Origin of the sequence: Pectinatus frisingensis (genome assembly GCF_015732285.1) — a bacterium.
Taxonomy (GTDB): domain Bacteria; phylum Bacillota; class Negativicutes; order Selenomonadales; family Selenomonadaceae; genus Pectinatus; species Pectinatus frisingensis.
This window is the reverse complement of the sequence record NZ_WIQU01000040.1, coordinates 1-25,969: the sequence shown is the minus strand read 5'-3', so window position 1 is coordinate 25,969 and position 25,969 is coordinate 1. Positions and strand designations below refer to the sequence as shown.

The following is a 25,969-nucleotide window of genomic DNA, read 5'->3' as shown; positions in this document are numbered from 1 at the left end:
ATCTTGTAGTTGCTTAAATATCCTGCTTATGTTATATTTAAATCTGAAATAAATCTAATAATGTTAGGTTAACTAGAAACTACTTAAAGTTAACTTAAAGAATGAAAAGAGGTAGACATAATATAAAATTAATTATAGATAAAGAAGGTCTTAAATGGCTTTTAGCTGCTTTAGGTGTCTTATGGGTGCTATCTGGTCTTTTAGTTGCCTTAAGCGAAGAAAATATTACTCATTATGCAATGCCTGTTATTATGATGTCTATATTATTTATTATCTTTTATATATTAATACATATTAAAAATGATGAAAGAGGTTAATTAATTGGATTTAGTTGTTTGTTTAGGTGATTTTATGGTTAATTTATTTTATTTGTCATAAGGCGTTTAAAGGGAAAATATTATTTATTTTGGTCTTTATTAGTGGTTTATTGTTTGCTGCTATCATTGAAGGTATTTTGTATGTCATAAAAAGAATAAGAAACATTAAACATAAAGCCTACTTTAGATATCTTTAAGATAACTTGAAGTAGGCTTTTTATTTATTTTGTTTTGTCTACATACCACTGATGTAATAAAACATTAATTAAATCTGATATATTCATGCCATATTTTTTAGCTAATGCTGTTATGTCATTCTTGAAGTTTTCTTCTATTCTCACATGAATATATTTATTTTTTAATTGCTTATCGTCCATTTACTCACCTTCTTTATATGTGTTCTCAATGAGATTATAACACATATTAATTTATATGTCATCACAATAATTATTTTAACTCTGATCTAGAAATTTTACCTTGATTTTAACTTATTTTGAAATCTGAAAAGCCTTGCGGTTCTTGACATTCAGCCATTTTATATATCTACTCTCAAAAACTATTTAAATTATTTTATTAAAAAGTGTTGACAACGGGAACACAAACATGATATTCTTGTAATTGCCAACAGGGCAACGGGGCACACGCTCACCATAGAACGTGATGACAATGGGAACACAAACAACTAAATAAAACGAAAGAGGTAAACAACAATGGCACTTAAAGACAACGAACACTTTAAAAAATGGTTAGAACTTAGGGCACAGCATAGAGCTTTAGGGCTGGTAGATATTGAGTTATCAATTCTACACAGTGAAACAGCAAGCGCAATCTTAGAAGGTGCTGGCAAGTTTCAAGAAGGTTATTTGGCGGGAATTATAACAGCTAGAGAAATCATAAAAGAGAGATTTAGAAAAATTGAAGCCTTGCAAGATGCGGAAGAACAAGCATATCAGAGAGAGGAAGAATAATCAATCATGAAATACTATCAAGCACAAAAAGACAACGTAAAAATCAATAGGTCACTATATTCTATCAAGAACGAATTATTTACAGAAAATGAAGTCAAAAGATTACAACTTAACACCTCAACAATGAAGCAAGTTGAATATAAAAAATCAAAAGTATTTACCATGTTTGGTGTACGTATGATAAGTAAGTGATTTATTGTCTTGTAAGTGTCTATTAGTACGCTAATAGGCACCATAGAGGACAACAAGCGTCCTACTAAATTTAAAAAGGCAGGTAATTATCATGGAATTAAAAATTTATTTAACGAATTTAGGCAAGTATAACGAAGGTGAATTAGTTGGCAAGTGGATTGATGTCTTAGAACAGCCAGACTGGCAAGAAGAACTAAAAAGTATTGGTGTTGCTGACAATACAGGCTATGAAGATTTTTTTATTACCGATTATGAAACAGATATTAAGGGGTTGAAAATTAGCGAATATGAAAGTTTACAGCATTTAGATGACATAGCGGAACAAATTAACAGTATTGAGGATTGTGACCACGAAGCCTTCAATGCAGCTTGTGAAGCGTGGGGTCTATCTGATGCACTTGAAGCTATGCAAAAAGAAGATTACGGATTTTATCTTGGTATATCAGATGATGACGAATTAGGGCACTATTTAGTTGATGAAGGTTTGTTTGGTGTTGAAGTGCCAGAAGCTTTAGAAAACTATTTGGACTATGAAGCTATCGGACGGGATGCAAGCATGGACGGAACATACACAGAAAATGGCTATATAGAACGTTATTAACTTTATTGTCTTGTAGGTGCTTGCAAGTTCGCTTGTGGGCACTATAGAGGACAATAAGCACCTCTAAAAATAAAACACAAGTGAGGTAATTACAATCATGGAACAACAAACAATCACAACGGCGCAGTATGGGGCATTGCAAGATGCTTTTACGTACTACAACAAGGCTTTATTTGCTGGTAGCTTGCCAGAAGTTATCTTGACCTTTAGCCGTAAAAGCAAGGCTTTAGGCTTCTTTGTACCTTCTCAATGGTCTGACAGTAAGGACAGCAGCAAGCAAGCTCATGAAATTAGCATGAATCCTGATTATATGTCCAAACGCTCTAGCGAACAATTTTTTTCTACTTTGGTTCATGAAATGTGCCATCTATGGCAGGAAACATCAGGCAAACCGCCCAGACGTTGCTATCACAATAAAGAGTTTGCCGACAAAATGGAGTTAGTTGGCTTGATATGCAGTAATACAGGCGTTGAAGGTGGTAAGCGTACTGGTCAATCTATGACTCATTATGTGGCTAAAGATGGTAGATTTATAAAAGCGTTCAACAAGATGCCAGAAGGATTATACTTGCCGTTCACTTGTAAAGGCTTGTTAGGTTCAGAAAAGAAAAAAGTCAAAAAAGCAAGTCATAAAGTCAAATATACCTGTCCGATATGTGGCGCATTTGTTACAGGTGCAGCAGGTTTAAATATCAAGTGTGCTGAATGTAACGAATTTATGATTTAAGAATTGTAATGTGCATTACAAAAAAGCGAGTAAGACAGAGGAAAGACAAGCTCTTATAGTCTTAATGTCTAATATCAACTTCCTTTGTCTTACAAGCCTTAAAATAAGCATTTATTGGAATATGACAACTATATTATATGAGAGGTGTTTTAAATTATGCGTAAATATATCGAAAAGCTGACAGCAGCTAACAAGTCTAAAACAGTAGGCAACCATGCTGTTTTTGTAGGAATCTATGGACACAGAAGTTTTACATATTATGGCACTGATATTTGTTGTGTAGATGATAACAAGAAAACTTTTAGTGTCACACATAGCGGTTGGTTCACTTCAAGCACCACACAAGCTATCAATGGTTACAAAGAGTTTTTTGGCAATAAAGGCTACAAGTTGATTAGAGAGGATTGAAGAAAATGAAGAAACTATTGCTAAATTTATTGGTCTTATGCGTATCACGTAATAAAAAGATTTTGCTTTATGATGGAAATGGACATTTTATTAAGTCCATCAAGTAGTAAATAGAGCAAGTGAAGTCATGTATATGTATGAGAGGTGAAGCAAGTTACAGAATTTTCAAATAGCATAAGGCACATTTCTAAAAAGCAAACAAGCAGTTAAGGCTGTTATGTCTTAGCTGCTATATTTTTGACCTTTTTTAGGTGGCACACAATACAGAGATGAATTTATGGGGGTTTACAAATGTTTAATTATGACAAGTATATTAATCAATATGGAGACTTATTCTATAAACAATTAGAGCTTGAATCAGAGTGTAAAAAAGAAGCTGAAAATAGCTTGCGTTTATCATTAGAAAAGGCTAAAAGAGAGGGCACAGCAGGACAAAGCAATTTAGGCGAAAAATTTGCTAAATATGCTTGGGATTCTTGTAGGGATAACATTAAGGCACTTATAACAGACGTACAAAAGCCAAAGAAAACTACACAAGGTTATTATGTAAAGCCTATGAAAGATTTAATATCTATCTATAGAGAACAAGAGGACAAATTAGAAGAATTAATTACTTTAATTGGCTTGTCAGTAAGCGTAAACAAGATTTTTACTACTGAAAATTCTGTTTCTGAAATAGCCTTTTTTATTGGTAGTCATATAAAGGCTGAAGCTGATATAGAAGCTTTTTATCAATGGGAGCAAGCTAATAAGGGCACTGATTTAAAATGGCTTAAATCAAGCATGGAAAAAGGTATTTCTCAACGTGTACAAGAGTCTTATAAGATTGTTTATGCAGTAAATCGTATGAACAAAGAAGGTTATACACGTATTACATGGAGCAGACAAGAAGCACAAATGTTAGGTGCTAAAATTTTAGAAAGTATTATTAAAGGCAGCGGATATTTCAAGACTGTTAAAAGATTAAGGAATGAAAAGAAAATAACTTGTCTTGCTATGACTGAATGGTTTGAAAAGGCTTGGTTCAGTAATGAAAATCATCTACTTGAAAATGCTATACATTACAAGCCTACTATCATACCACCTAAACACTGGACAAGTCCGACAGAAGGTGCTTATTATGGTGAGTCTATGCTTCTAATTAAACTTTTAAGACTGAAATTTGGTAGTGATAATATATTTACTTCAAAATATCAAAAGAAGCTTGAAACAGTTGATTTATCTAATGTCTATGATGCCCTTAATGCTATGCAGGATACACCTTTTATCATCAATAAGGACATTTTGCAAGTCATGAAAGACATATATGCAAGTGGTGGTAACTTGGGTGGTTTACCTCAAACAGAACCTTTTACTATCTCAAAGGCACCAGACACAGCAACGGAAGAAGAAATTAAGGAACACAAAAAGCACCTTGTAGCAATCTATAAGCAAGAAGAAGTACGAAAAAGTCACGCTCTACGTCTCTTAATGGCACTTAAGACCGCTGAAAAGTTTGCTGCATATGACAAAATTTACTTTCCTTGGAACATGGATTATAGAGGACGCTGCTACCCAATTCCGACAGCTTTAAGTCCACAAGGTGACGATATAAGCAAGTCTTTGCTGCTGTTTGCTGAACCTTCTGAATGTCAGCATAAAGATGATTATAAGTGGATGGCTATACATGGCGCAAACCTTGCAGGTAATGACAAAATAAACTTTGCTGATAGAGTCAAGTGGGTAGAGGACAACACAGACAACATTATCAATAGTGCTGAGGATGCTTTAGGATACCAATGGTGGTATGAAGTCTCTAAAGGTGACTATCCTATGGAATTTCTAGCCTTTTGTTTTGAATGGAAGAAACTTAAAACTTATATGTCTACCCATAATAATTCTTGTGTTGGCTTTAAGTCAGGCTTGGCACTAGCTTTTGATGGCACTTGTTCAGGCTTGCAGCACTTTTCGGCTCTCTTAAGGGATGAAATAGGCGGTAAGGCTGTCAATTTGATACCTTCTGACACAGTGCAGGATATTTATTCTATTGTAGCTGAAAAGGTTAACAAGGTGTTGCTTAAGGACGCTATAAGTGGTACTGAGGATGAACTAAAGCCTACTAAAGATGGCAAGCTACAAGCGAATAAAAACATTAAATATGGTACAAAAACACTAGCTCTTAATTGGACTACCTTTAATGACATGAAGTTTGGACAAAAAGGCATAACACGCAAGGTTTGCAAGAGGTCTGTCATGACTTTAGCTTATGGCAGTAGACAATATGGTTTTAAAGAAAATATTTTAGAAGATATTATAAAACCTTTTGTCTTAGACCATCCAGAGGATTCACCTTTTTTAAACAAAAATCAGGCTGCGGTTTACATGGTAGGTCTTATATGGGATGCAGTTGTTACAACAGTTGTTAAGGCTGTAGAAGGTATGGAATGGCTTCAACAAATAGCAGGTCTCATATGCAGCAATAGTAAAGTTGTTACGTGGTGTACACCAAATGGTTTACCAATTCAGCAAAATTATATGGTAGAAGAAGAAAAGAAAGTACAATTAAGATTTAACAGTGCTAGGGTACGCTTTTATACTAATGAATCTACAGGCAATATCAATATTAGAGGTCAAAAGAATGGTATCAGTCCTAACTTTATACACAGCATGGATGCTTGTCATTTACAAAGAGTGGTTGTGGCTGAACATAAATTAGGTAATAGAAATTTTGCTATGATACATGATTCCTTTGGTACTGATATAGCTCATGCAGGAAGTTTATATAAGACTATAAGGCAAGAATTTATTGGCTTATATAAAGACCAGAACCATTTAGAAAATTTTTTGAATGACGTTAAGTATCTTATAGCTGATGATGCTGAAATCCCTGAGCTGCCTAAGTTTGGAAACTTAAATATTGACAACATAGCCAATAGTGATTTTTGTTTTGCCTAAGTGGAACACAAAGTTTAACTTTTAGGTGGAACACAATACAGAGAGAGAAACATAAAGGAACTTTTAGTTATCTTTAAGATAGCTAAGGGTTCCTCTTTTAGTTTCACTATTATAACTATTTATTATTTATATCTTTAGTATTACTAAAGGTTTACTAAAGTAAATAGCTATAGTAGTAAACTCTTTATTTGTCTTTTAAAACCTTAAATTTTTATGTGTCTTAAAGCCTTGCTGTTACTGGCTTTATTTAGGTGGCACACAATACAGAGAGAAACACTCATTTTCAAAATTCAAACATAGAAAAGGATGATTCGATGACAACAACAAGAAAGCCAAAAGCAGCAGCACCAGAAGAACCAAAGTTAGGCTCAAACACTCCAAAAGGTCTAATAGTCAAAGTCAAAAAGCTGACAGAAAACGCTATGATTCCTAAAAGGCAGACCAAAGATGCCGCTTGCTTTGACTTAGTTACAACAGAAGGTCTTTATGTACGCTGCATTAATGCAGATGACAAAAGCACCATGCTCTCCACAGGATTAGCTTTTGAGATACCTGAAGGCTATCACATGAAAGTATTCATGCGGTCTGGTATAGCTTTAAAGACTAAATTACGCTTATCTAATCAAGTTGGCATTATTGATGCTGATTATCGTGGGGAACTTAAGTTGCTTATAGATAACTTAAGTCGAGAACGAGTCTACATAGCAGAGGGCACAAGGCTTGCTCAATGCTTGATAGAGAAGAATGTTGATGTGTCTTTTGAAGAAGTTACAGAATTAAGTGAAACTGAAAGGTCTGAAGGTGGCTTCGGTTCCACAGGTGACAATAAATGATGCAGCCTGATTGGGATTTTCATAAGTGCATGAATGAGGATGAATCTAGTTATGTCCATGTTCACACCAGTGATGAAAAAAGAGGACTTGAAGCTAAATTATCTACTCATACACATAATGATGCTGTGGATGCTTCTAAGCACTTTGACAAACATTATGGTGGCTCAGTCCAGCCTATAGAACTCATGCAAGCTCAATTGTCACATGAAGCATTTATTGGGTTCCTGTTAGGTAACATAATCAAATATTCGTGTCGGTTCGGTAAAAAGGATGCAGGGCAGCAGGAAGCTGCAAAGATTCATAGGTATGCCGAATGGTTGGAGATAGCTAGTAAAGGCGAAACTATAGACCCTACAAAATAAAATTGTAATGTACGTTACAAAATTAAAAGGACAAGAGAGGTTTAATAACATGAAATCAAAGAAATTTAAGGAAGTTGTATTTATTGCTAAAGAAATTCAGGATTGGTGCAAAGCAAAGAAGTCTTGTAACCGTTGTCACTTCAATAAAAGTGGATATTGTTGTCTTACTCCTGATGGTATTGCGCTAGATGAGGTCAAAATAAAATGATTAGTAAACAGACAAAAATTAAATTTGTAGAGGACAAGTGATAAACATATGGCAAAAAGAAAATTATTTAAAGGTAAAACAGGTATTGGTGAGGTCTTATTTGCTCACTTATTGAAACCAGAGGAATTTAAAGGGGTCTCAACAAACAAATTTTCGGTCATGCTGAAGCTCTCCGAAAAAGACAAAAAGAAATTATTAGACCAGATTGACGAGGAATGGAATAAATTCAAAGAATCGGATGAATGTCCAGCTAAGAAATTCAAATATGATTATTCAAATGGTTTGAAAGAGTACAAAGAAGAAGAATACTTCAAATTCAAAATGACACACATCATCAAATGCAAGGATGGTACAGAATTAGAAAAGTCCGTTCCTATCTTCGATGCAGCTACAAAAGAAATTTCTAAGACCATAACAGGTGTAGGAAATGGCTCTAAAGCTATTGTTGCTTTTGAATTGTCTCCGTTCTATATGAATGACAAGAACTATGGGGTCTCTTTGCGTCTCTTAGGCATACAAATATTAGACATGGTGGAATATGGTAGCAACTCTGCTGCTGGCTTAGGTTTCGACAAAGAAGATGGCTATAGTCAGGAAAATGAAGCGAACACAGTGGATACAGATGACGAAATACCTTTTTCACCACAAGAGTCTGAAGGTGACTTTTAATAAGTCTCTTACATGGTGGAAAGTATCACTACAAGCCTAGTCATGGGCACAGGTCAGGTTTAGAAGATAAGGTTGCAGCACAAATTAAAAATTATGAAAATAAAGAGGTGTATGAGCAATCTTATCTGACCTATATAATTCCTGCCAGCGAACATAAGTACACACCAGACTTTATATTGTCTAACGGTATAATCGTTGAAACAAAAGGATTATTTGAGATAGCTGACCGCAAAAAGCACTTGATAATCAAAGAAACGTATCCGAACCTAGATATACGCTTTGTCTTTACGGATCCTAATAGCAAGCTATACAAGGGTTCAAAGACAACATATGCTGACTGGTGTATTAAAAATGGCTACAAATATGCAGCTAAATTGATACCTGCTGAATGGTTCAAAGAATCCAAAAAGTCAATCGTTGGTCTTAAATCGAAAGGCTGACAAAGTATTATGATTAAGTTTTTAGAACGAAAAGAAGAAATGAACATTATCCGCTTAGTATTCACTAATAGCAAGGATATGTCAAAAGAAGAAATAGAAAAAAAGCTGATGTGGAAAGGCTGGTTTTGCTTAGGGTTTCACTTTATCATTCATCCAGATGGACGAGTAGAAGAAGGAATACCGCTGAAGCAATATGCTGACACTTCATTAATTGACTGGCAGTATACCTGCTATGTCTTGTGTCTTAGTAAAGACCTTAATGACCTTCAGAAGAACGCTTTAAGCGAACTACAGCACACACTAGGCTTACCTTTACTCACAAAGGGTGAGAATATTGGGAGAATCTGAAATAGTGCAAGCTCATGTACCATGTGAGTTTTGTGGGAGTTCGGATGGTGCTACTTTATACACAGACCATAAATTCTGTTTTGTCTGTGAGAAGTGGACGAAACTAGAAGGGAGTGAGTCAGTGACAGTTACTACAAAGAAGAAATTGTCTATCATTCCTGTACAAGATATGTTAATAAAAGATATTCGTAAACGTGGCTTAAAGGCTTCTACTTGCAAGAAGTATGGCTATTTTGTCACGAAGGATGAATGGGGAAACTCAATACAGATAGCTAACTATGTCGCAGATGCAGAAGTTGTATTCCAAAAGAGCAGAGATAAAGACAAAAACTTTATAGTAAGAGGTCATAAGGCTCATGTCTTTTGGGGGCAGCAGTTGTTTCAGGGGGGCAAGAAGTTAGTTATCACTGAAGGTGAAATTGATTGTCTTACGGTGTCACAGGTTCAGGGCAATAAGTATCCTGTAGTGTCCTTGCCGTTCGGCTGTAAGAGTGCTTTAGACACCTTCAAGGCAAACATTGACTGGCTTAAAGGCTTCGAGGAAGTCATAGTCATGTTTGATATGGACGAGGTTGGACAGAAAGCCGTACAGAGCGTTGTAGGCTTATTACCACCTCATAAACTTAAGATAGCTCAATTACCGCTTAAAGACCCTAATGAGTGCCTTATAGCTGGCAAAGCGGATGCTATCATCAATGCAATATGGAACGCTAAAGAATATCGTCCTGACGGTCTAGTAAATGCTAAAGACCTGAAGGACGTTTTGTTTTCCTCAGAGGAAACACAAGAAACCTTTGAGTATCCTTGGTCTCCTGAGCTAAACAAGATGACTATGGGTATCCGAAAAGGTGAAATGGTGCTGCTTACTGCTGGCTCAGGTATCGGCAAGTCAACTATGGCAAGGGAGATAGCCTACAAGCTAAAGATGAAAGATGGTCTTAAAGTTGGCTTAGTGATGCTAGAAGAAAATCCTAAGAAAACCTTAAAAGACATATTGTCTATACATTGTCAGTTGCCACTTCACTTGCTGTGGAATACTTTAGACAAAAAGTTATTAGAAACTATGTATGACAAGGTGTTTGGGGATGGTAATTTTGTCCTATATGACCACTTTGGAAGCATAGAAGGTGGCAATCTCCTAGACAAAATAAGGTATCTGATTACAGGTGAAGGATGCGACTACGCGATATTTGACCATGTTTCGATAGCTGTATCTGGCTTAGACGAATCTTCAGGTGACGAAAGGAAATGTATAGACCGCCTGATGACTAACCTCAGAGCACTCATAGAGGAAACAGGGGCAGGAATAGTAGTTGTCTCTCACTTACGTAAAAGTGATATGAAAGCTACACCTTTTGAGCAAGGTGGGATTATCTCACTAGATGACCTGCGTGGCTCAGGTTCCCTAAAACAGCTTCCTGATATTGTCTTAGCACTAGAGCGAAACCAACAGGCAGATGATGAAAGCCTTAAGAACACTTTGAAACTTAGGGTCTTGAAGAACCGCTTTACAGGCAATACAGGAATTGCAGGTTATGTACGTTTTAACAAAAGTAAAAATATCCTAGAGGACGTTGACCCTCTGGAAATAAAAGAAAATAAAGGAGAAGAAGCAGGATGTCAATTTTAATTCCTGTGGTATCTAAAGGTATCACATTAACTGAAGTACCTAATAAGGTTGCTGTCTATTTTGAAATAGGAGAATGTGTCAGGAATTGCAAAGGTTGCCACAGTGAGCATTTAAGATGCAAAGTAAATGAAAAGATGTCATTGTATCAGATGATGCAATATGCTGAAGCTCAGGTGGACAAAGGTGCTAATGCTATTGTCTTGATGGGTGGAACTACCAACGGCTTAAGTGATGAGGAATTAGAAGAACTTATCATTGTCATGAGCGGCATAGCACCTGTATGTCTTTACACTGGCACAGATGATGAATCCTTTCATAGATGGTTAGCTCAGAAATTACCATTGACATGGCTAAAAACAGGTAGCTATAAGGCAGCTTTAGGTGGACTTCAGTCACCAACAACTAACCAAAGGTTCTATAAGGTAGACATAAAGTATACCTTTATACATGGTGTTTATGTTGATAGAATACAAGAATTAATTGATATGACGGATGCTTTTCTTCCTCAAAAGGAGTTAGTGTAATGATTTATATTGGAACTAAAATTATTAAGGCTGAACGTGGCTGTGATATAACAGGTAGAACTGCTGGAAAAGATGGCTACAGATTACAGTATGAGGACGGATATATCTCTTGGTCTCCTAAAGCTGTCTTTGAGAAAGCCTATCGTCCTATAGATGGTATGAATTTTGGTCTTGCTATTGAAGCTTTGAAATTGGGCAAAAAAGTTAGCCGTAAAGGCTGGAATGGCAAAGGGATGTTTATATATCTGACTACAGGAAGTATTATACCTGTAATTAATTTAAAGCAAGAAACAGCAAAAAAATTATTTGGTGAACATGCACTCTTAGAATGTGATGCTACAGTTAATATACAATCACATATTGATATGAAGGCAGCAGATGGTTCCATCATTATAGGATGGTTGGCTTCACAAACAGATATGCTTGCTGAGGATTGGCGGATAGTGGGATGAAGGTAATCTATGTATAAACTTAAAGATAGCCAGAAGCAGCAAAAGCTAGACTTCATAGAACATTACATGAAAGCCAGTAATGCAGCTTCAGGCTCAGAAGTGGACAGCAACGCTAATGTCACTCATAAGACCATAGCTACGCTAGAAGCTGAATTATATAAGGCTGACACAATACAGATAAACAGACTTAAAGTTTACAATAAGATAACTGAATTATATGACAAAGACACAGCAGACCAGTTTATAGCTGATGTTGAAAGTCATCTAATTTATATTCATGATGAAACCAGCTTGAAACCTTATTGTGCCAGTATCACGCTTTATCCTTTCCTTTTGGAAGGCACAAAGTGTATGGGTGGTGTCTCAGGGGCACCTAAGAACCTTCAGTCATTTTGTGGTGGCTTTGTGAATCTTGTGTATCAGGTAGCTTCTAACTTTGCTGGTGCTGTAGCAACAGTTGAGTTCTTGCATATCTTTGACTACTTTGCAAGACAGCAGTATGGCAAAGATTATTTAAAGACAAATAAAAAAGAGATAACTCAGGAACTTCAGGGTGTTGTGTATGCCTTAAATCAACCTGCAAGTGCCAGAGGAGACCAGAGCGTATTCTGGAATATCTCTATTTTTGATAAGCCTTATATGCAGGAAATGTTTGGGGAGTTCTACTATCCTGATGGCACACAGCCTGATATGGATAGTACACGTAAACTACAGGAATACTTTCTAATATGGTTCAGAGAAGAACGCACTAAGGAATTGCTTACTTTTCCTGTAGTTACAGCTTCACTCTTGACTAAAGACAATGCAGCAGTAGATACAATATTTCAGAAGTTCTTAGCTGCTGAAATGTCTAAAGGCAACAGCTTCTTTATTTATATGTCTGATGCCGTTGATAGTCTTGCATCCTGCTGCCGTTTGAGGAATGAGTTAGCTGACAACACTTTTAGTTACACTTTAGGTGCTGGCGGTGTTGTCACAGGTTCAGCTCAGGTTATCACTTTGAACATGAATAGGTTTGCTCATAAGTATAAAGCATGGCAGTTAGAAGAAGTGGTTGCAGACATCCAAAAGTATCTTATAGCTTACAAAGAGGTCTATAAGGAATATATAGCTGCTGGCTTATTACCTGCTTACTCCGCTGGATTCATGGACATAGACAAACAATTTTTAACAATTGGTCTTAATGGTCTGGCTGAAAGTGCTGAGTATAGAGGGTATGTAGTTGGAAATAATAAGTATTACAAAGGATACATTCAGCGTGTCTTATCTAGTATAAGCAATTGCAATAAGCTGACGCTCAAAATAAAAGGCATACGCTTCAACACTGAGCTAGTACCTGCTGAAAATTTAGGTGTCAAAAATGCTAAATGGGATAAAGAATCAGGTTATGAAGTTAATCGTGATTGCTATAACAGTTATTTCTATCTAGTTGAAGATACAGAATCTACCATATTAGACAAAATACAATTACATGGCAAAGAAATAATTCAGTATTTAGATGGTGGAAGTGCACTGCATTTAAACCTTCAACAGCTATTGTCTTATGATAATGCTATGTACTTGTTTGACCTCTGTATGGTTGCAGGAGTCAACTATTGGACTACTAATACTAAATGCACGATATGTAACGATTGTGGAAATATTGACCCTCGGACGCTTAAGGCTTGCCCTAAGTGCACTAGTACCAACTTAGATTACGGAACTCGTATCATAGGATACCTGAAGCGTATCTCAAACTTCAGTGATGCCAGACAAAAGGAACAACAGAAAAGATTTTATCAATAATTGTAATGTACGTTACAAAATAAAAACACGAAAGGAAGAACAATTATGTTATTGTTTGATATTGAAACAGATGGATTGCTAGACACTGTGTCAAAGCTGCATTGTATGTGCATTTATGACACTTCAACAAATAAAATGTCTCGTTATGACCCAACACAGGTAGAAGAAGGAGTCAGGAGACTACAAAAGGCTATAGATGAGGGAGACTCCATATGTGGTCACAACATTATAAACTATGATATTCCTGCTTTGGAGAAGCTCTATGCTAACTTTCATGTTGGCTATAAGCAACATTCGCAGGTAGTTGATACTTTAGTCATGGCTCGTCTTATTTATTCAAACATTGATGTAATTGACCTAGGCTATATGCGGTCAGGTCAGCTTCCTAAGAAGTTTTATAAGTCTCATAAGCTCATGGCTTGGGGGTATCGTTTAGATATCCTTAAGGGAACCTATGGTGAACAAGAGGATGCTTGGGCAATCTATACTCCTGAAATGCTAGATTACAATGAGCAGGATGTATGGGTGACTAAAGCACTCTTTGAAAAGCTAATGTCATCCCATTATTCCGCTAAAGCTATACGGCTAGAGCATGAGGTTGCTTGGCTGATGTCTAAGCAGGAACGAAATGGCTTTAAGTTTGACATAGAAGGTGCTTTGAAACTAGAAGCTACTCTACGCTCACAACAAGCCATTCTGGAAGCAGAACTTGTAAATAAGATACCAGAGATACCAGACAAAATATTCGTGCCTAAGAGAGACAATAAAAGGCTCGGTTATAAAAAAGGTGTGGCTATTCAACGCTATAAATCCTTTAATCCAAACTCTAGACTTCAGATAGAATATGTCTTTCGTAAAATGTATAATTACAATCCTGACAATATTGATTTATATGACATACCAGATATGGACGATAATCCTAAAATAGAGAATTACCGCCTTAAGATGGATGATGAAACTCTTAACTTTATTGTCAATGATGAAGCTTGCCCTGAAGAACTGAAGCATATCGCAGGTCTCATTCAAGAATCCTTAATGCTTAAGAAACGCTTAGGGCAACTAGCGGATGGCTCTCATGCTTGGATAGATGCCTATAACGTAGACACAGGCTGTATTCATGGTAGGGTTGTACCAAATGGTGCTGTGTCTGGCAGAGCTACACATAGCTCACCTAACGTGGCTCAGGTGCCACATATAGGCTCTCCATATGGCAAAGAGTGTAGAACCTTATTTAATTCTGGTAACTGGTATCAGGCTGGAATTGATGCCTGTGGTCTGGAACTCAGATGTTTAGCGCACTTTATGGCACCTTATGACAACGGTAAGTATGCTCATACAATCCTTACTGGTGACATACACACCATGAATCAGGAAGCTGCTGGCTTGCCTGAGAGAAATCAAGCTAAGACATTCATCTATGCCTTCCTGTATGGTGCTGGTGATGCTAAGATTGGCAAGATAATTAAAGGAACCGCTAAAGATGGCAAGGCTATCAAGAGAAAGTTCCTTAAAGCTACACCTGCTATTAAGTGTCTTAGGGATGCCGTTCAGGATGCTTTAGTTGTCTCAGACAAAGGCAGAGTTGTCAAGTGGAAACGTCATTACCTTAAAGGTCTTGACGGACGCTTGCTGCACGTTAGGAGTCCTCACTCAGCACTAAATTTGCTGCTGCAATCCGCAGGTGCCTTAATTTGCAAAAAGTGGATTGTAGAGACTGAGAGAAGGTTGCTTGAACGTGGCTTGAAGCATGGCTGGGATGGCAGCTTTGCTTACATGGCTTGGGTTCATGATGAAATCCAGCTTGCCTGTAGGACTAAAGAGATTGCTGACATTGTTATAGAAGAAGCACAAAAGGCTATGCGTGATGCAGAAGCCTTTTTTAGTTTCCGTATACAGCTCGATACAGAAGGAAAGATAGGAAAGAATTGGGCAGATTGCCACTAATGCCACTAAATTGAAGGGATGTATTTATTATGATTAACGAAAGATTGAAATGTCCTAAATGTGGAAAGTCATTACTTCAGTCTTACTCAAAGTGCATTATAAGCATAACTTGTTCCTGCGGTAAGACAATAAATTTGAGAGACATAAAGAGCAAGGAATACAAGAATCCAGTAAAGGCAGGTATGAAGAAATGATAAAACTTTTGTCTATCACTCCTAACTATATGGAAATCTTGCAAACAGCAGCAGGACAATGTTATCAGAAGAACTGCCCCGCTGGTGTTATAGAACACATCATAGAAGCAGGTCACTTAAGTGTCTTAGAGCACTGTTCAGCTACGTTTGAGTTAGATTGTAGTATCTCGGTGCTGCTTCAGATAACTAGGCACAGACATCTATCCTTCACTGTACAGAGCAGCAGGGGAAGTGAATTGACTTCTTTCTATCACACAAACAACAATGCTTTGAACGTATCTCTGAATGAACAAATGCACAATTATTCTAAACTTCTGGCATCAGGTGGTATGTCATTTGAAGAAGCTGCCTATATGCTGCCTAAAGCTGCTAAGTATAAACTTGTTGTCACAGGTAACTTCAGAGCTTGGTTTGAATATCTTCCGAAACGCTTATGTCATAGGGCACAACAGGAACATCAAGACATAGCTGCTGGAATTAAAACTATTTTAGCTGCTGAAGCACCTGAGATATTTAACAGAAACTTTATGTCTTGTGACCATTGTTCTGAATGGGGGTGCAACTTCCATGTCTGATTCAGCTTATACACCTGAAGCTAACGCTAAGAAATATGGGATGCTCGTCAATCCTAAAGCTATTCAAGTTGCTAATGTTTTGACGAAGCTAGGGAAGAATGAATCCAAATTAGGTGAACCTTACTGCCCTTGTCTGGCGCAACATAACGCTGACACAGTGTGTCCTTGTAGATACATGAGGGAACTTAAGGCTTGCCGTTGTGGACTTTATATTAGAGATAAAAGAGGAGACAAATAAAATGGTAACAGTAATGCCAAATGAAAAAATAAAAATTATTACGAAAGACAGAAAAGTAGTTATAGCTATGCGAGGTAAGCATAAAGGTGTAGCCAAATGTAATCCTGAAGATACCTTTGACGTTGCTATAGGTCTGAAGCTGGCTCTTGAAAGGCTTATAGAGCAGGAAGAAAAAGGTGCAGGTGCAGTTATAAATCCTGAATATGATAAAGTGAAGTATTTCAATATAGATTGTGATGGTTATATCTCTCATTCTTACCTTTATGAAAACTGTGGTAGTTCTGAGATTCGTGTTGCTATGAAGAATAACTTTATGACAATGGGAGCTGCTGAAGCTCACAAAGATGAAATGGTTGAAAAGTGGAAGAAGGTATTCGCTTATGCCAAAACCATTTGACCTTTGTGCCCACTTAAAGCGTGACAAGAAGCACCTCTTTCAAAAACTAAAGCCTATCGAACAGATAGACACCAGCAAACTTAAGTTCCCTATGTGGGTCTCAGAGAAGTTTGATGGTGTCTTTTGTTGTGCCATAAGGGTTAATGGGGTGATACATGTTTGCTCTAGGACAGGCGAAGAATTTTTGTCTATGGAACATTTAAAGCCTGAGCTTGATGACTTCCTACGTGTTGGCAGAGAAAAGTTCATGATATTTGAAGCCTATATTTTCAACGAGACACAGAACGTTATCTCTGGTGCCTGTAGAGATACAAAGAAACAACATCCTGAACTTGTTGCTTTGATGCACACTCTCATAAATGATGGGGATGAAAAAGAGGTAGCAGATATAACCTTACCAACTTTTTTAGTGAACTCAGACATATCTTTGAGCATGATAGAACCTTTCTTGTATGAAGTTATTCATTATAATGTCAGAAATTTAGATGAAGTTATGTCTTTTGCTGAGTCTATTTGGAAACGTGGTGGTGAAGGTGCTGTCCTTCATGCTGCTGAGTTTCAACCTTATCAGGCTGGCAAGCGTAATGCTTCTATCATCAAAATTAAGAAAGGTCTTTCAGTAGACCTATTATGTGTAGATACCTTTAAGGGCAACGGGAAATATGAGAACACTTTAGGTGGCTTAGTGTGCCGCTATAAAGATGAAGAAATCCATGTGTCAGGCATGACGGATGCACAGCGTGACGCTTGGTATCACAATCCTAACCTCATAGTAGGCAAGATTGTTCAGGTAGATGCTATGGGAGAATCCGCTAAAGGAAAGCTCAGAGAACCTAGATTTAAGGGAATACGATATGACAAAGGAGAACCAGACTATTGAAATATTACATTAAATTCTTTTTAGTTAATTTGATATGGCTGCCATTCTATTTATTCATATGGTTTGCTAAAGGCTTTCTGTATATAGAATATGTCTTGACTAGTGTTTTAGAAAAAGCTGAACCAGTAGTGTATAAGATACATGACCGACTTAGAGATTGGCTGGTGTCTTGATATGTTAAAGATATTGATTGATGCAGATATGTTTGTCTTTAGAGCGTGTTCCGCTGTAGAGCAAGAGGTTGACTGGGGTAACATATGTTCGCTCTTTAGTGACCCTGCGGATGCCAAAGAACACTTCATAAATTCTTTGGATAGTGCTTTAGAGAGAGCTTTAAGAGCTATGAAGTATGATGGTGACTTTGAGACAATCTTTTGTTTCTCAGACCCTAAAGCTAACTTCAGGAAGAAAATATTGCCGACATATAAAGCTAACAGAGCAGGAAAAAGAAAGCCTGTATGTTACTACAAGATTGTTGAGTGGGTAATGGAGAACTATAAGACCTATCTGAAACCAACTTTAGAAGCTGATGACTGTATAGGTATCTTATCGACACTTAAAGCTAACAAAGGTAACGTATTGATTCTCTCAGGTGACAAGGATATGAAGTGTCTACCTGCTACGTTCTATGACTTCATAAGAGAAGAATTGTCTGAAACAACTGAAGCGGATGCTGATTACTGGCACCTCTACCAGACATTGATTGGTGATACAACTGATGGTTACTCAGGGTGTCCTAAAGTTGGCAAGGTAAATGCCACAAGGCTCTTGGATGCTTCTCCTACTTGGGAGACGGTTGTAAAGGCTTATGAGAAGCAGGGTCTTACTGAAGATGATGCTATCGTGCAAGCTAGGGTTGCCAGAATACTCAGAGCTTCCGACTATAACTTTAAAGAAGGTGTTCCGAAACTATGGACACCAGCAAAATAAAGATTCTTACAAGACCTTTAACAGACTCAGAGCTTGACTATATAGTGGAACGTGCGGTAGAGGAGAGAGCTAGAATTGGCTCTCCTTTACTTTTCTTAACGGACTTAAAGAAATTTAAGAAATCATTAAGACAAATAGACAAAGAAGGTCAGCTAAGAGTCTGGTGGGATGGCTCTAAGATTATAGGCTTATTAGCTTTTGATGTTGGCTATACTTGGTGGACTTCAGAACTTTTATTGTCTGAACAATTCGTGTTCTGTATTGACCCTGAGTTCAAAGGGTTCAGCAGGATAGCCATAAGAGAGCTAGATAACTTAGCTAGGATATTCAATTGCAAGTTTATTGTTGCAGGTAACTTCTTTATGGATAAACCTGCAATAGTATCTAATGCCTATAAGAAAGGGGGATTTGAATTAACATGCCCTTCTTATATAAAAATTGTAGGAGGTTTAAAGAATGGATGAAACACCTTTTGTACCTAAACAAGTTGTGTCTTGGCTGAAACAAAGTTACAGTACCACAAATTTAATAGGTGGTCTGAAAGATTTCAAGACCACTGATGAAGCTGTAGGGTATATGAAGGGAGTCTATGAGGTCATCAATACACTTGATGCTCTTTCAAGAGAGGATGATAAAGACTAAATGGGATTTATAACTAAGACAATTAAATCTTTATTCTCACCTGATGTTCAAACTGTTTCTACAGCTAGTGGAATAACAGCACAGGACTTAGTTGCTTCAACGTCCTCTAATGACCCTGAAGCACCTGTAATGGGTGATAATGGCAAGAAAAAAGTTCGAGGTGTTAATTCTCTATTGGTGCCTACGGAAAACGTAATGAAAGGACAGTGATTAAATGGGATTCGTTAAAAATGCAGTAAAGAGTGTAGCTGAAGTTGTAGGTAGTGTCTTTAGTGGTAGAAGCTCTGATAGTGGAACAAATGTAATTAATTCTTCCTCTGGTGCTACTCCTGCACCTGCTGCTGAGAATAGTGGTTCAGCAGACAATGCAGAAACCACAGCTTCAGAATTAGCTAAAAGAAAGCGTGGGAAGAAGTCTCTTATGGTTAGTACCAGTGACACAAGTGCAACTGGAAGTAATTCTACAGGACTGAATATATGACACAAAATAAAGCTACCACAACACTTTCAGCTAACGCTAGGGAACGCTACAACAAACTAGAAACTGAGCGTAAACCTTACACAGATAGAGCTGAGAAGTGCGCTAAGTATACTATACCTATGTTATTTCCTAAAGACACAGATAACAGCTCAACAAACTATGAGACACCTTTTCAGTCTATGGGTGCCAGAGGTATTAACAATTTGTCCTCTAAGCTCTTGCTGGCTTTATTTCCACCTAATGAACCATTCTTCAGGTTGTCTTTAGGTTCCGATATAGTGAACGCTATAGGAGAGGACTCTAAGACAAAAGTAGAATGGGATGCTGCTTTAGTAAAAATTGAGCAGACCATAACATCCTATATGGAGACACACCAAATAAGGACTACAGCTAATGAAGCTATCCTGCAATTGATTGTAGCTGGTAATGCTCTATTGTTCCTACCACCTGCTGAGGGTGGCATGAGGATGTATCGTTTGAACTCTTATGTTGTACAGCGTGACGGTGTTGGTAATATTTTGGAGATTGTAACTAAAGAAAAAATAGCATATGGTGCTTTGCCTGAGCAAGCTCAAAGCTGCCTAGGAGACAATCAGGACATTGACCCTGACAAGATATATGAAATTTATAGTCATGTTATTTTGCAAGGTGACAATTATGTGTCTTATCAGGAAATAGAGGGCACTATGATTGCTGGAAGTAACCAGAGTTATCCTAAAGACAAATCTCCTTGGATACCTATAAGACTCCGAAAGATGGATGGAGAAGCTTATGGCAGAAGCTTTGTAGACGAATATATAGGAGACCTTAAGGCACTTGAAGGACTCTCTAAGTCTCTTGTACAACTTGCTGCTGTGGCAGGTAACATCATATACCTCGTCAATCCTAACAGCACTACAAGGGTCTCAGAGCTGTCTAAAGCTAACTCAGGTGACTTCATTAAAGGTAAGATTGATGATGTACAAGCATTGCAAATCAATAAGACACAGGATATGCAGGTAGCTAATGCTATGAAGCAGGATATAGAAAGCAGATTGTCTTATGCGTTCCTTCTGAACTCAGCGGTACAGCGGGATGCTGAACGTGTGACAGCAGAAGAAATCAGGTATGTAGCTAATGAGCTAGAAGATACTATAGGCGGTATATATTCTATATTGTCTCAGGAACTTCAGTTACCTTTAGTCAAACGCTTCATGGTGCAGATGGAAAGACTTGGTGCTATCCCTGAGCTGCCACAAGGTTCTAAAGGTGTAGACCCTCAGATAACCACAGGCATAGAAGCTCTTGGCAGAGGTCATGACTTAACTAAATTAGATTCATTCTTGAAGTATGCTCAGGTGTTGCCTGAAGCGTTCCAACAGAGACTTAAGCAAGGTGAGATTATGACACAGCTTGCTACAGCTATTGGAATAGATGCTTCAAGTGTCATAAAGACTGATGAAGAAGTTGCTCAGGAACAGCAACAGGCTCAGGAAAATCAGTTAGCTCAAAGCACTGTACCACAGATAGCAGGTGCAGCTATGAAACAGCAATAGAAATAATACACATAATTATCTGGAAATAAAGGAGATTGATATTAATTGGCAGATGTACAAGATAATAATGTACAAGCAACAGATGCAACAGTAAATACAGAATCACAGCAGGAACCACAGGTTCAACCTAATGTGACCGTTAAGAACACTGGCAGCACCATACAGGTAAACCAGAATCCTGTGACTATGGATGATGTTACAGACCCAACGGCACCAGCTACAGAACCTAATACAGACGTTCAACCGCAGCAGGATACACCTGAAGCAGTTCAGACAAATATAGACACTCAGATTAAAACTGAAGGTGACTTAAAGACCGAACTGCAAACTAAAGGTGTTGACTTTGATGCTTTGGCTAAAGAGTTTGACAATGACGGTGAATTGTCTCAGGCTTCTTTGGATGCCTTAGATAAAGCTGGTTATCCTAAGTCTGTAGTAGATGCTTACATCAACGGTATGCAAGCTACAGTAGACAAATTTGTAGGTCAGGTACAAGGCTTTGCAGGTGGCTCTGAAGGATATGGACAGCTCGTTAAGTTCATGGAAAGTCAGCCTGTGGCAATACGTGAAAGCTTCAATGCTACGTTAAACACAGGTAACTTAGGGCAGATTCAATTAGCTATCAATGGCATTAAAGCTCAGATGACAGCTAAATATGGCACAGCTAATCCTACGATTATGGCTGGTGCTAATGCAGGTAACGTTGTAACAGGCTTTGCAAATACACAAGACATGGTTAAAGCTATGTCAGACCCTAGATACCAGACAGACCCTAAGTACACTAGGGATGTTATTGCTAAAGTTAAGAACGCTGCTTTCTTCAGGAAATAAGATTCAAAAGACAAAATTAAATTTATTAATGAAAGACACTTGTCAAAGACCTGTGTCTATTTTTTTATGTGGTAAAACCACAAGAGGAGATTATATAAAAATATGGCTAATGTAACAATCGCAAATCCTATGGCAATCAATGGTGTTGCCACAACTGACGCTGACAAACTTGCCCTTGCACTCATGGTGTTCTCGGGGGAAACTCTGGCTGCCTTTCAGCGCACTTCTGTAACCACAGGTCGAATCATGGAACGTTCCATAACTGCTGGTAAATCGGCTCAGTTCCCTGCTTTTGGTCGCACTAACGCTCACTATTTGAAAGCTGGTAAGAACCTTGATGACATCAGGGAAACCATCCAGAATGGTGAACGTACTATTGTCATTGATGGTCTTTTGACCGCTGACACTCTCATCTTTGACTTAGATGAGTTTATTGCTCATTATGACTTCCGTTCTCCGTATGCTTCTGAATTGGGTAATGCCCTCGCTATTTCCCATGATGCTTCTGTGTTAGCTGAAATTGCTAAAGAAGCTTTGAACACCAGTGAAAACGTTGCTGGTCTTGGTAAGGGTGGAGTTATCACTCAGACTCTTGACACAGGCATAACTGGTGGTATCAACAAGCAGACTGGTTTAGCTATCTATCAGATACTTCTTCAGGCTAAAGCTGCTATGAGTAAGAACTATGTTCCTTCTACAGACCGTTATGCTTATGTAACACCTGAGTATCATGCAGCTCTCGCAAGTGCCTTAGAGTTCCTTAATCATGACTATGGTGCTTCTGGCAACCTCTTGGAAGGTGACGTTATCCGCTTGGCTGGCTTTGACATCATTGAGTGCCCGCATCTTACCAAAGGTGGAGATGACAATACTAATGTCATTCAGGGCAGCGGTCACATCTTCCCTGCTGCTTATGCAAGTAAGAGTCCAATTATTATTTGTCATAAAACCAGCGCAGGTGTGCTTCGCTTGCAGAACTTAAGCATGGAAAGCGGTCGCAGAATTGAATATCAGGCTGACCAGATTATAGCTAAAATGGCTGTAGGTGTTGGTGGACTTCGTCCTGAATGTTCTTTCTTGGGTATTGTAGCTAACGCATCTGCTTAATAGATTCTAAGTAACTTAAGGGAATACTTCGGTGTTCCCTTTTTATTTTACTTTTAAGGAGTGATGCTATGCTTACAGTAATGTCTAAGATTGATGCAGTTAATATTGTCTTAAGCTCTATAGGTAGCGCACCTATTGACACCTTAGATGAAAATGATGATGTTGATGTAGACAATATCCTTAGATTGCTAGACAGAGTAAGCAGACAGGTTCAGATGCAAGGTTGGGATTTTAACACTTATTCTGAGTACACAATGACACCTGATGCTTTAACTAAAAAGATTCTTTGGAACAACTCAATAATTAAATATAAGTCAACCGATAGTAATACCTATGTCAAACGTGGGGATTATTTATACAACATGACTGATAGTACCTTCTTGTTTGCTAAAGCAATAGAGTTGAAAGCTATTATAGCTGTAGACTTTGAGGACTTACCGCAAGCCTTTAGAGACTATGTGACAGCTAAAGTTGCCGTAGAATTTCAAGCTAGATACTTAGGTGACACAGACGTTTCTCAGGACTTAATGTATGAATTACAGGAAGCAGCACAAGGCTTGACAGATTATGACTTGAATATGGGAAGTTATAATATGCTTAACCTAGCTGGTGTCTCTGGCACATTGGAGAGAACATGACACAATATTCTCAGACAATTAAAAACCTTGTTGCGGGTATAAGTCAGCAGCCACCTATATTGAGACTTCCTGAGCAATTGGATGACCAAATAAATGGCTTCTCGACTGAAGCAGGTGGCTTACAGAAAAGACCACCAACACTACACGTAAAGTCTTTAGCTGATATTTCTCTTAGTGATACTTCAGAACCTTTAGTACACTTTGTGAATCGTGATGCTAACGAAAGATACATCATGATGTTCTATGATAACTCTATCAAAATAGTAGATATTGCAGGTAACTCTAAGACCGTAACGATAGCTGAAGATGCTGACTATTTGAAAACAACGGTGCCTAGAGAGGACTTAAGAGTCCTGACGGTAGCTGACTATACATTTATTGTCAACCGTACTAAAACTGTTCGGATGACAGGAACAACTTCACCTGACTACTTTACTTCTCAGGGTGCTTTAATTCACGTAAAGCAAGGACAGTATGGCAGAACATACATCATTTATGTTGATGGAAAGCAAATATCTACTTATACTTCACCTGATGGTAGCAATGCTACAGACACACAAAAAATTGATACCGCATATATTAGGTCACAATTAGCTAATGGTTGTAGGAGTAGTGGTTATACGGTAGATGAGGGAGATGCTTGGCTACGTATCAGAGGTAACTTTAGTGGTGGAAATATCTCTACGCAGGATGGCTTCAATAATAATGCTATGATTGCCATAACCACAACAGTCCAGAGGTTTTCTTTATTACCTTCAACTGCACCTTCAGATTACGTTGTGAAAGTAAAGGGAGACCCTAATGGCAGTGATGATTCAGGTAGTTATTATGTCAAATATAATGGCACTGACAAGGTTTGGGAAGAATGTTGCTGCCCTAATATCTTAACTAACATAGATGCTAGTACCATGCCCCATGCTCTCATTAGACAGACTGATGGTTCATTTAAGTTCCAAAGGTGTAACTGGACGGAACGCAAGGTTGGTGATGATGACAGCAATCCTAATCCTTCTTTTATAGATGCTACATTGAATGACATATTCTTCTTCAGGAACCGCTTAGGTGTCTTATCAGGTGAAAATGTTATTATGTCTGAATCCGCAGAATATTTTAATATGTGGATGACAACAGCTAATGACATATTAGACACAGATTGTATTGACATTCCTGCAACAACTTCTAAGATTAATATTCTTAAGTATGCAGTAGACTTCAATGAGGACTTGTACCTCTTTTCTAATGATGCTCAGTTCTTGTTGAGTGTAGATACAGTCTTGAGTCCTAAGAATTGCGCCTTAGTGGAAACTACAGAGTTCAGAAGTTCACCTGATTGTAAGCCTGTAGTTGCAGGAAAGAATATGTATTTTGCTACAGAAAGAGCTGAATATACGACAATAAAGGAATACTTCAACGTTGAGAGTGTAAACAACATAAGGAACGCTCAGGACATAACTTCGCATATTCCTTCTTATATTCCTAATGGTGTCTATCAGACCATTGTGGCAACTGATGAAAACATATTGTTCTTCCTGACAACAGGAGACCTAGATTCTATATACATCTATAAATACTTGTTTGTTGATGACAATAGAGTTCAGGCAGCTTGGAGTAAATGGGATTTTGAAGGTCATATATATGGTAGCTTCTTTATAGACTCTACGCTCTACTTGTTAATTAAGCGTGGCTCTATGCTCACTTTAGAGAAATCTAAGTTCACCTATAAGACCAAAGATTACACTGAGGAACCTTATAGAGCTTATATTGACCGAAAGATTATAACTGCTGCTGGTGTCTATGATTCAGTCTATGAGAGGACTTCGTTCAACTTAAAGACCATATATAACACCACAGATTTAAGTGATATTAAAACTGTAGACTTTATAGCACCTGATGGACAGCTATTGACTATTGAAGCTGCTGACATAGCTTCTGATGGAACCTTTAGTGTCTCAGGGAACTACAGTAACAAGAACATAGTCTTAGGGATACCTTATGAATTTAAAGCTGTCTTAAGTACAATCTATGTGAAGAAACAGGATAGCTCAGGGGGCACTCAGGCTTTACTGAATGGACGCTTGCAGTTACATGAGCTGTCTATCAACTATGATTCTACAGGATACTTTAAAGTGACCGTAAAGCATACTTCAGGTAAGACATATTGGACTGATATAATAAAAGC

32 protein-coding genes are annotated in these 25,969 nt (G+C 37.8%); 31 read left to right on the top strand and 1 reads right to left on the bottom strand.

What is annotated here, in order from left to right:
- Positions 1-101 precede the first annotated feature (101 nt).
- A complete protein-coding gene (locus I6751_RS06945) occupies positions 102-317 on the top strand; it encodes a hypothetical protein (RefSeq protein ID WP_196599058.1) in 216 nt (71 codons plus the stop codon).
- Positions 318-538: 221 nt separating this feature from the next.
- On the opposite strand, the gene I6751_RS06940 is transcribed toward I6751_RS06945, so the two are convergent.
- Positions 539-694, bottom strand: a complete 156-nt coding sequence (locus I6751_RS06940) for a type II toxin-antitoxin system RelB/DinJ family antitoxin (RefSeq protein ID WP_196599057.1) — start codon at positions 692-694, stop codon at positions 539-541.
- 333 nt (positions 695-1,027) lie between these two features.
- Between I6751_RS06940 and I6751_RS06935 the strand changes: the two genes are divergently transcribed.
- The 30 genes from I6751_RS06935 to I6751_RS06790 all read left to right on the top strand — a co-directional run.
- Positions 1,028-1,285 (top strand): hypothetical protein, encoded by a 258-nt coding sequence (locus tag I6751_RS06935; RefSeq protein WP_196599056.1) that lies wholly within the window; start codon positions 1,028-1,030, stop codon positions 1,283-1,285.
- 283 nt (positions 1,286-1,568) lie between these two features.
- Positions 1,569-2,078: an antirestriction protein ArdA gene (locus I6751_RS06930; RefSeq protein ID WP_196599055.1), complete on the top strand. Its 510-nt coding sequence runs from the start codon at positions 1,569-1,571 to the stop codon at positions 2,076-2,078.
- Positions 2,079-2,175: 97 nt separating this feature from the next.
- Positions 2,176-2,805 (top strand): SprT-like domain-containing protein, encoded by a 630-nt coding sequence (locus I6751_RS06925; protein ID WP_196599054.1) that lies wholly within the window; start codon positions 2,176-2,178, stop codon positions 2,803-2,805.
- A 156-nt stretch (positions 2,806-2,961) separates the two neighbouring features.
- Positions 2,962-3,213, top strand: a complete 252-nt coding sequence (locus tag I6751_RS06920) for a hypothetical protein (RefSeq protein ID WP_196599053.1) — start codon at positions 2,962-2,964, stop codon at positions 3,211-3,213.
- Positions 3,214-3,504: 291 nt separating this feature from the next.
- Positions 3,505-6,147: a DNA-directed RNA polymerase gene (locus I6751_RS06915; RefSeq protein WP_196599052.1), complete on the top strand. Its 2,643-nt coding sequence runs from the start codon at positions 3,505-3,507 to the stop codon at positions 6,145-6,147.
- 314 nt (positions 6,148-6,461) lie between these two features.
- Positions 6,462-6,980: a dUTP diphosphatase gene (gene dut / locus I6751_RS06910; RefSeq protein ID WP_196599051.1), complete on the top strand. Its 519-nt coding sequence runs from the start codon at positions 6,462-6,464 to the stop codon at positions 6,978-6,980.
- On the top strand, positions 6,977-7,342 hold the full coding sequence (locus I6751_RS06905) for a DUF3310 domain-containing protein (protein ID WP_196599050.1): 366 nt from the start codon (positions 6,977-6,979) through the stop codon (positions 7,340-7,342). Before dut ends, I6751_RS06905 begins: the two co-directional genes overlap by 4 nt.
- Before the next feature lie 49 nt (positions 7,343-7,391).
- Positions 7,392-7,550 carry a hypothetical protein gene (locus tag I6751_RS06900; protein ID WP_196599049.1) on the top strand — a complete coding sequence of 53 codons (159 nt, stop codon included), beginning with the start codon at positions 7,392-7,394 and terminating at the stop codon, positions 7,548-7,550.
- 48 nt (positions 7,551-7,598) lie between these two features.
- On the top strand, positions 7,599-8,219 hold the full coding sequence (locus I6751_RS06895; protein WP_196599048.1) for a hypothetical protein: 621 nt from the start codon (positions 7,599-7,601) through the stop codon (positions 8,217-8,219).
- Complete coding sequence (locus I6751_RS06890; RefSeq protein WP_196599063.1) at positions 8,219-8,659, top strand: hypothetical protein; 441 nt, start codon at positions 8,219-8,221, stop codon at positions 8,657-8,659. The genes I6751_RS06895 and I6751_RS06890 overlap by 1 nt, the downstream gene beginning before the upstream one ends.
- Before the next feature lie 9 nt (positions 8,660-8,668).
- Positions 8,669-9,007: a peptidoglycan recognition protein family protein gene (locus I6751_RS06885; RefSeq protein WP_196599047.1), complete on the top strand. Its 339-nt coding sequence runs from the start codon at positions 8,669-8,671 to the stop codon at positions 9,005-9,007.
- A 121-nt stretch (positions 9,008-9,128) separates the two neighbouring features.
- Positions 9,129-10,637 (top strand): DnaB-like helicase C-terminal domain-containing protein, encoded by a 1,509-nt coding sequence (locus I6751_RS06880; protein WP_196599046.1) that lies wholly within the window; start codon positions 9,129-9,131, stop codon positions 10,635-10,637.
- Positions 10,625-11,161 (top strand): radical SAM family protein, encoded by a 537-nt coding sequence (locus tag I6751_RS06875; RefSeq protein WP_196599045.1) that lies wholly within the window; start codon positions 10,625-10,627, stop codon positions 11,159-11,161. The genes I6751_RS06880 and I6751_RS06875 overlap by 13 nt, the downstream gene beginning before the upstream one ends.
- Entirely contained in the window at positions 11,161-11,613 is a 453-nt protein-coding gene (locus I6751_RS06870; protein ID WP_196599044.1) for a DUF2829 domain-containing protein, read from the top strand. Before I6751_RS06875 ends, I6751_RS06870 begins: the two co-directional genes overlap by 1 nt.
- Positions 11,614-11,622: 9 nt before the next feature.
- Positions 11,623-13,398 carry an anaerobic ribonucleoside-triphosphate reductase gene (nrdD, locus tag I6751_RS06865; protein WP_196599043.1) on the top strand — a complete coding sequence of 592 codons (1,776 nt, stop codon included), beginning with the start codon at positions 11,623-11,625 and terminating at the stop codon, positions 13,396-13,398.
- A gap of 45 nt (positions 13,399-13,443) precedes the next feature.
- A complete protein-coding gene (locus I6751_RS06860; RefSeq protein ID WP_196599042.1) occupies positions 13,444-15,342 on the top strand; it encodes a DNA polymerase in 1,899 nt (632 codons plus the stop codon).
- 190 nt (positions 15,343-15,532) lie between these two features.
- Positions 15,533-16,111, top strand: a complete 579-nt coding sequence (locus I6751_RS06855; RefSeq protein ID WP_196599041.1) for an FAD-dependent thymidylate synthase — start codon at positions 15,533-15,535, stop codon at positions 16,109-16,111.
- The gene (locus I6751_RS06850; protein WP_196599040.1) at positions 16,104-16,349 is read left to right on the top strand and encodes a ferredoxin-thioredoxin reductase catalytic domain-containing protein; all 246 of its coding nucleotides are present in this window, start codon (positions 16,104-16,106) and stop codon (positions 16,347-16,349) included. The genes I6751_RS06855 and I6751_RS06850 overlap by 8 nt, the downstream gene beginning before the upstream one ends.
- 1 nt (position 16,350) lies before the next feature.
- Positions 16,351-16,746: a hypothetical protein gene (locus I6751_RS06845; RefSeq protein ID WP_196599039.1), complete on the top strand. Its 396-nt coding sequence runs from the start codon at positions 16,351-16,353 to the stop codon at positions 16,744-16,746.
- A complete protein-coding gene (locus I6751_RS06840) occupies positions 16,730-17,626 on the top strand; it encodes a hypothetical protein (protein WP_196599038.1) in 897 nt (298 codons plus the stop codon). The genes I6751_RS06845 and I6751_RS06840 overlap by 17 nt, the downstream gene beginning before the upstream one ends.
- A 174-nt stretch (positions 17,627-17,800) precedes the next feature.
- Positions 17,801-18,556, top strand: coding sequence for a hypothetical protein (locus I6751_RS06835; protein WP_196599037.1), 756 nt, complete (start codon positions 17,801-17,803; stop codon positions 18,554-18,556).
- A complete protein-coding gene (locus I6751_RS06830; protein ID WP_196599036.1) occupies positions 18,538-19,020 on the top strand; it encodes a hypothetical protein in 483 nt (160 codons plus the stop codon). The genes I6751_RS06835 and I6751_RS06830 overlap by 19 nt, the downstream gene beginning before the upstream one ends.
- On the top strand, positions 19,013-19,198 hold the full coding sequence (locus tag I6751_RS06825) for a hypothetical protein (RefSeq protein ID WP_196599035.1): 186 nt from the start codon (positions 19,013-19,015) through the stop codon (positions 19,196-19,198). Before I6751_RS06830 ends, I6751_RS06825 begins: the two co-directional genes overlap by 8 nt.
- Complete coding sequence (locus I6751_RS06820) at positions 19,199-19,408, top strand: hypothetical protein (RefSeq protein WP_196599034.1); 210 nt, start codon at positions 19,199-19,201, stop codon at positions 19,406-19,408.
- A 4-nt stretch (positions 19,409-19,412) separates the two neighbouring features.
- Positions 19,413-19,679, top strand: a complete 267-nt coding sequence (locus tag I6751_RS06815; protein WP_196599033.1) for a hypothetical protein — start codon at positions 19,413-19,415, stop codon at positions 19,677-19,679.
- The gene (locus I6751_RS06810) at positions 19,676-21,214 is read left to right on the top strand and encodes a portal protein (protein WP_196599032.1); all 1,539 of its coding nucleotides are present in this window, start codon (positions 19,676-19,678) and stop codon (positions 21,212-21,214) included. The genes I6751_RS06815 and I6751_RS06810 overlap by 4 nt, the downstream gene beginning before the upstream one ends.
- A gap of 45 nt (positions 21,215-21,259) precedes the next feature.
- Entirely contained in the window at positions 21,260-22,045 is a 786-nt protein-coding gene (locus I6751_RS06805; RefSeq protein WP_196599031.1) for a capsid assembly protein, read from the top strand.
- Between the two features lie 183 nt (positions 22,046-22,228).
- A complete protein-coding gene (locus tag I6751_RS06800; RefSeq protein ID WP_196599030.1) occupies positions 22,229-23,152 on the top strand; it encodes a phage capsid protein in 924 nt (307 codons plus the stop codon).
- A gap of 68 nt (positions 23,153-23,220) precedes the next feature.
- Positions 23,221-23,790, top strand: a complete 570-nt coding sequence (locus I6751_RS06795; RefSeq protein ID WP_196599029.1) for a hypothetical protein — start codon at positions 23,221-23,223, stop codon at positions 23,788-23,790.
- A partial coding sequence (locus I6751_RS06790) for a phage nozzle protein (RefSeq protein ID WP_196599028.1) occupies positions 23,787-25,969 on the top strand: 2,183 nt, incomplete at its 3' end. The genes I6751_RS06795 and I6751_RS06790, both read left to right, overlap by 4 nt.

Excerpts from the sequence above, each read along its gene's own strand:
- I6751_RS06945 (WP_196599058.1), top strand. The coding sequence starts at position 102 with ATGAAAAGAGGTAGACATAATATAAAATTAATTATAGATAAAGAAGGT.
- I6751_RS06940 (WP_196599057.1), bottom strand. The coding sequence starts at position 694 with ATGGACGATAAGCAATTAAAAAATAAATATATTCATGTGAGAATAGAA.
- I6751_RS06935 (WP_196599056.1), top strand. The coding sequence starts at position 1,028 with ATGGCACTTAAAGACAACGAACACTTTAAAAAATGGTTAGAACTTAGG.
- I6751_RS06930 (WP_196599055.1), top strand. The coding sequence starts at position 1,569 with ATGGAATTAAAAATTTATTTAACGAATTTAGGCAAGTATAACGAAGGT.
- I6751_RS06925 (WP_196599054.1), top strand. The coding sequence starts at position 2,176 with ATGGAACAACAAACAATCACAACGGCGCAGTATGGGGCATTGCAAGAT.
- I6751_RS06920 (WP_196599053.1), top strand. The coding sequence starts at position 2,962 with ATGCGTAAATATATCGAAAAGCTGACAGCAGCTAACAAGTCTAAAACA.
- I6751_RS06915 (WP_196599052.1), top strand. The coding sequence starts at position 3,505 with ATGTTTAATTATGACAAGTATATTAATCAATATGGAGACTTATTCTAT.
- dut (WP_196599051.1), top strand. The coding sequence starts at position 6,462 with ATGACAACAACAAGAAAGCCAAAAGCAGCAGCACCAGAAGAACCAAAG.
- I6751_RS06905 (WP_196599050.1), top strand. The coding sequence starts at position 6,977 with ATGATGCAGCCTGATTGGGATTTTCATAAGTGCATGAATGAGGATGAA.
- I6751_RS06900 (WP_196599049.1), top strand. The coding sequence starts at position 7,392 with ATGAAATCAAAGAAATTTAAGGAAGTTGTATTTATTGCTAAAGAAATT.
- I6751_RS06895 (WP_196599048.1), top strand. The coding sequence starts at position 7,599 with ATGGCAAAAAGAAAATTATTTAAAGGTAAAACAGGTATTGGTGAGGTC.
- I6751_RS06885 (WP_196599047.1), top strand. The coding sequence starts at position 8,669 with ATGATTAAGTTTTTAGAACGAAAAGAAGAAATGAACATTATCCGCTTA.
- I6751_RS06875 (WP_196599045.1), top strand. The coding sequence starts at position 10,625 with ATGTCAATTTTAATTCCTGTGGTATCTAAAGGTATCACATTAACTGAA.
- I6751_RS06870 (WP_196599044.1), top strand. The coding sequence starts at position 11,161 with ATGATTTATATTGGAACTAAAATTATTAAGGCTGAACGTGGCTGTGAT.
- nrdD (WP_196599043.1), top strand. The coding sequence starts at position 11,623 with ATGTATAAACTTAAAGATAGCCAGAAGCAGCAAAAGCTAGACTTCATA.
- I6751_RS06860 (WP_196599042.1), top strand. The coding sequence starts at position 13,444 with ATGTTATTGTTTGATATTGAAACAGATGGATTGCTAGACACTGTGTCA.
- I6751_RS06855 (WP_196599041.1), top strand. The coding sequence starts at position 15,533 with ATGATAAAACTTTTGTCTATCACTCCTAACTATATGGAAATCTTGCAA.
- I6751_RS06850 (WP_196599040.1), top strand. The coding sequence starts at position 16,104 with ATGTCTGATTCAGCTTATACACCTGAAGCTAACGCTAAGAAATATGGG.
- I6751_RS06845 (WP_196599039.1), top strand. The coding sequence starts at position 16,351 with ATGGTAACAGTAATGCCAAATGAAAAAATAAAAATTATTACGAAAGAC.
- I6751_RS06840 (WP_196599038.1), top strand. The coding sequence starts at position 16,730 with ATGCCAAAACCATTTGACCTTTGTGCCCACTTAAAGCGTGACAAGAAG.
- I6751_RS06835 (WP_196599037.1), top strand. The coding sequence starts at position 17,801 with ATGTTAAAGATATTGATTGATGCAGATATGTTTGTCTTTAGAGCGTGT.
- I6751_RS06830 (WP_196599036.1), top strand. The coding sequence starts at position 18,538 with ATGGACACCAGCAAAATAAAGATTCTTACAAGACCTTTAACAGACTCA.
- I6751_RS06825 (WP_196599035.1), top strand. The coding sequence starts at position 19,013 with ATGGATGAAACACCTTTTGTACCTAAACAAGTTGTGTCTTGGCTGAAA.
- I6751_RS06820 (WP_196599034.1), top strand. The coding sequence starts at position 19,199 with ATGGGATTTATAACTAAGACAATTAAATCTTTATTCTCACCTGATGTT.
- I6751_RS06815 (WP_196599033.1), top strand. The coding sequence starts at position 19,413 with ATGGGATTCGTTAAAAATGCAGTAAAGAGTGTAGCTGAAGTTGTAGGT.
- I6751_RS06810 (WP_196599032.1), top strand. The coding sequence starts at position 19,676 with ATGACACAAAATAAAGCTACCACAACACTTTCAGCTAACGCTAGGGAA.
- I6751_RS06800 (WP_196599030.1), top strand. The coding sequence starts at position 22,229 with ATGGTGTTCTCGGGGGAAACTCTGGCTGCCTTTCAGCGCACTTCTGTA.
- I6751_RS06795 (WP_196599029.1), top strand. The coding sequence starts at position 23,221 with ATGCTTACAGTAATGTCTAAGATTGATGCAGTTAATATTGTCTTAAGC.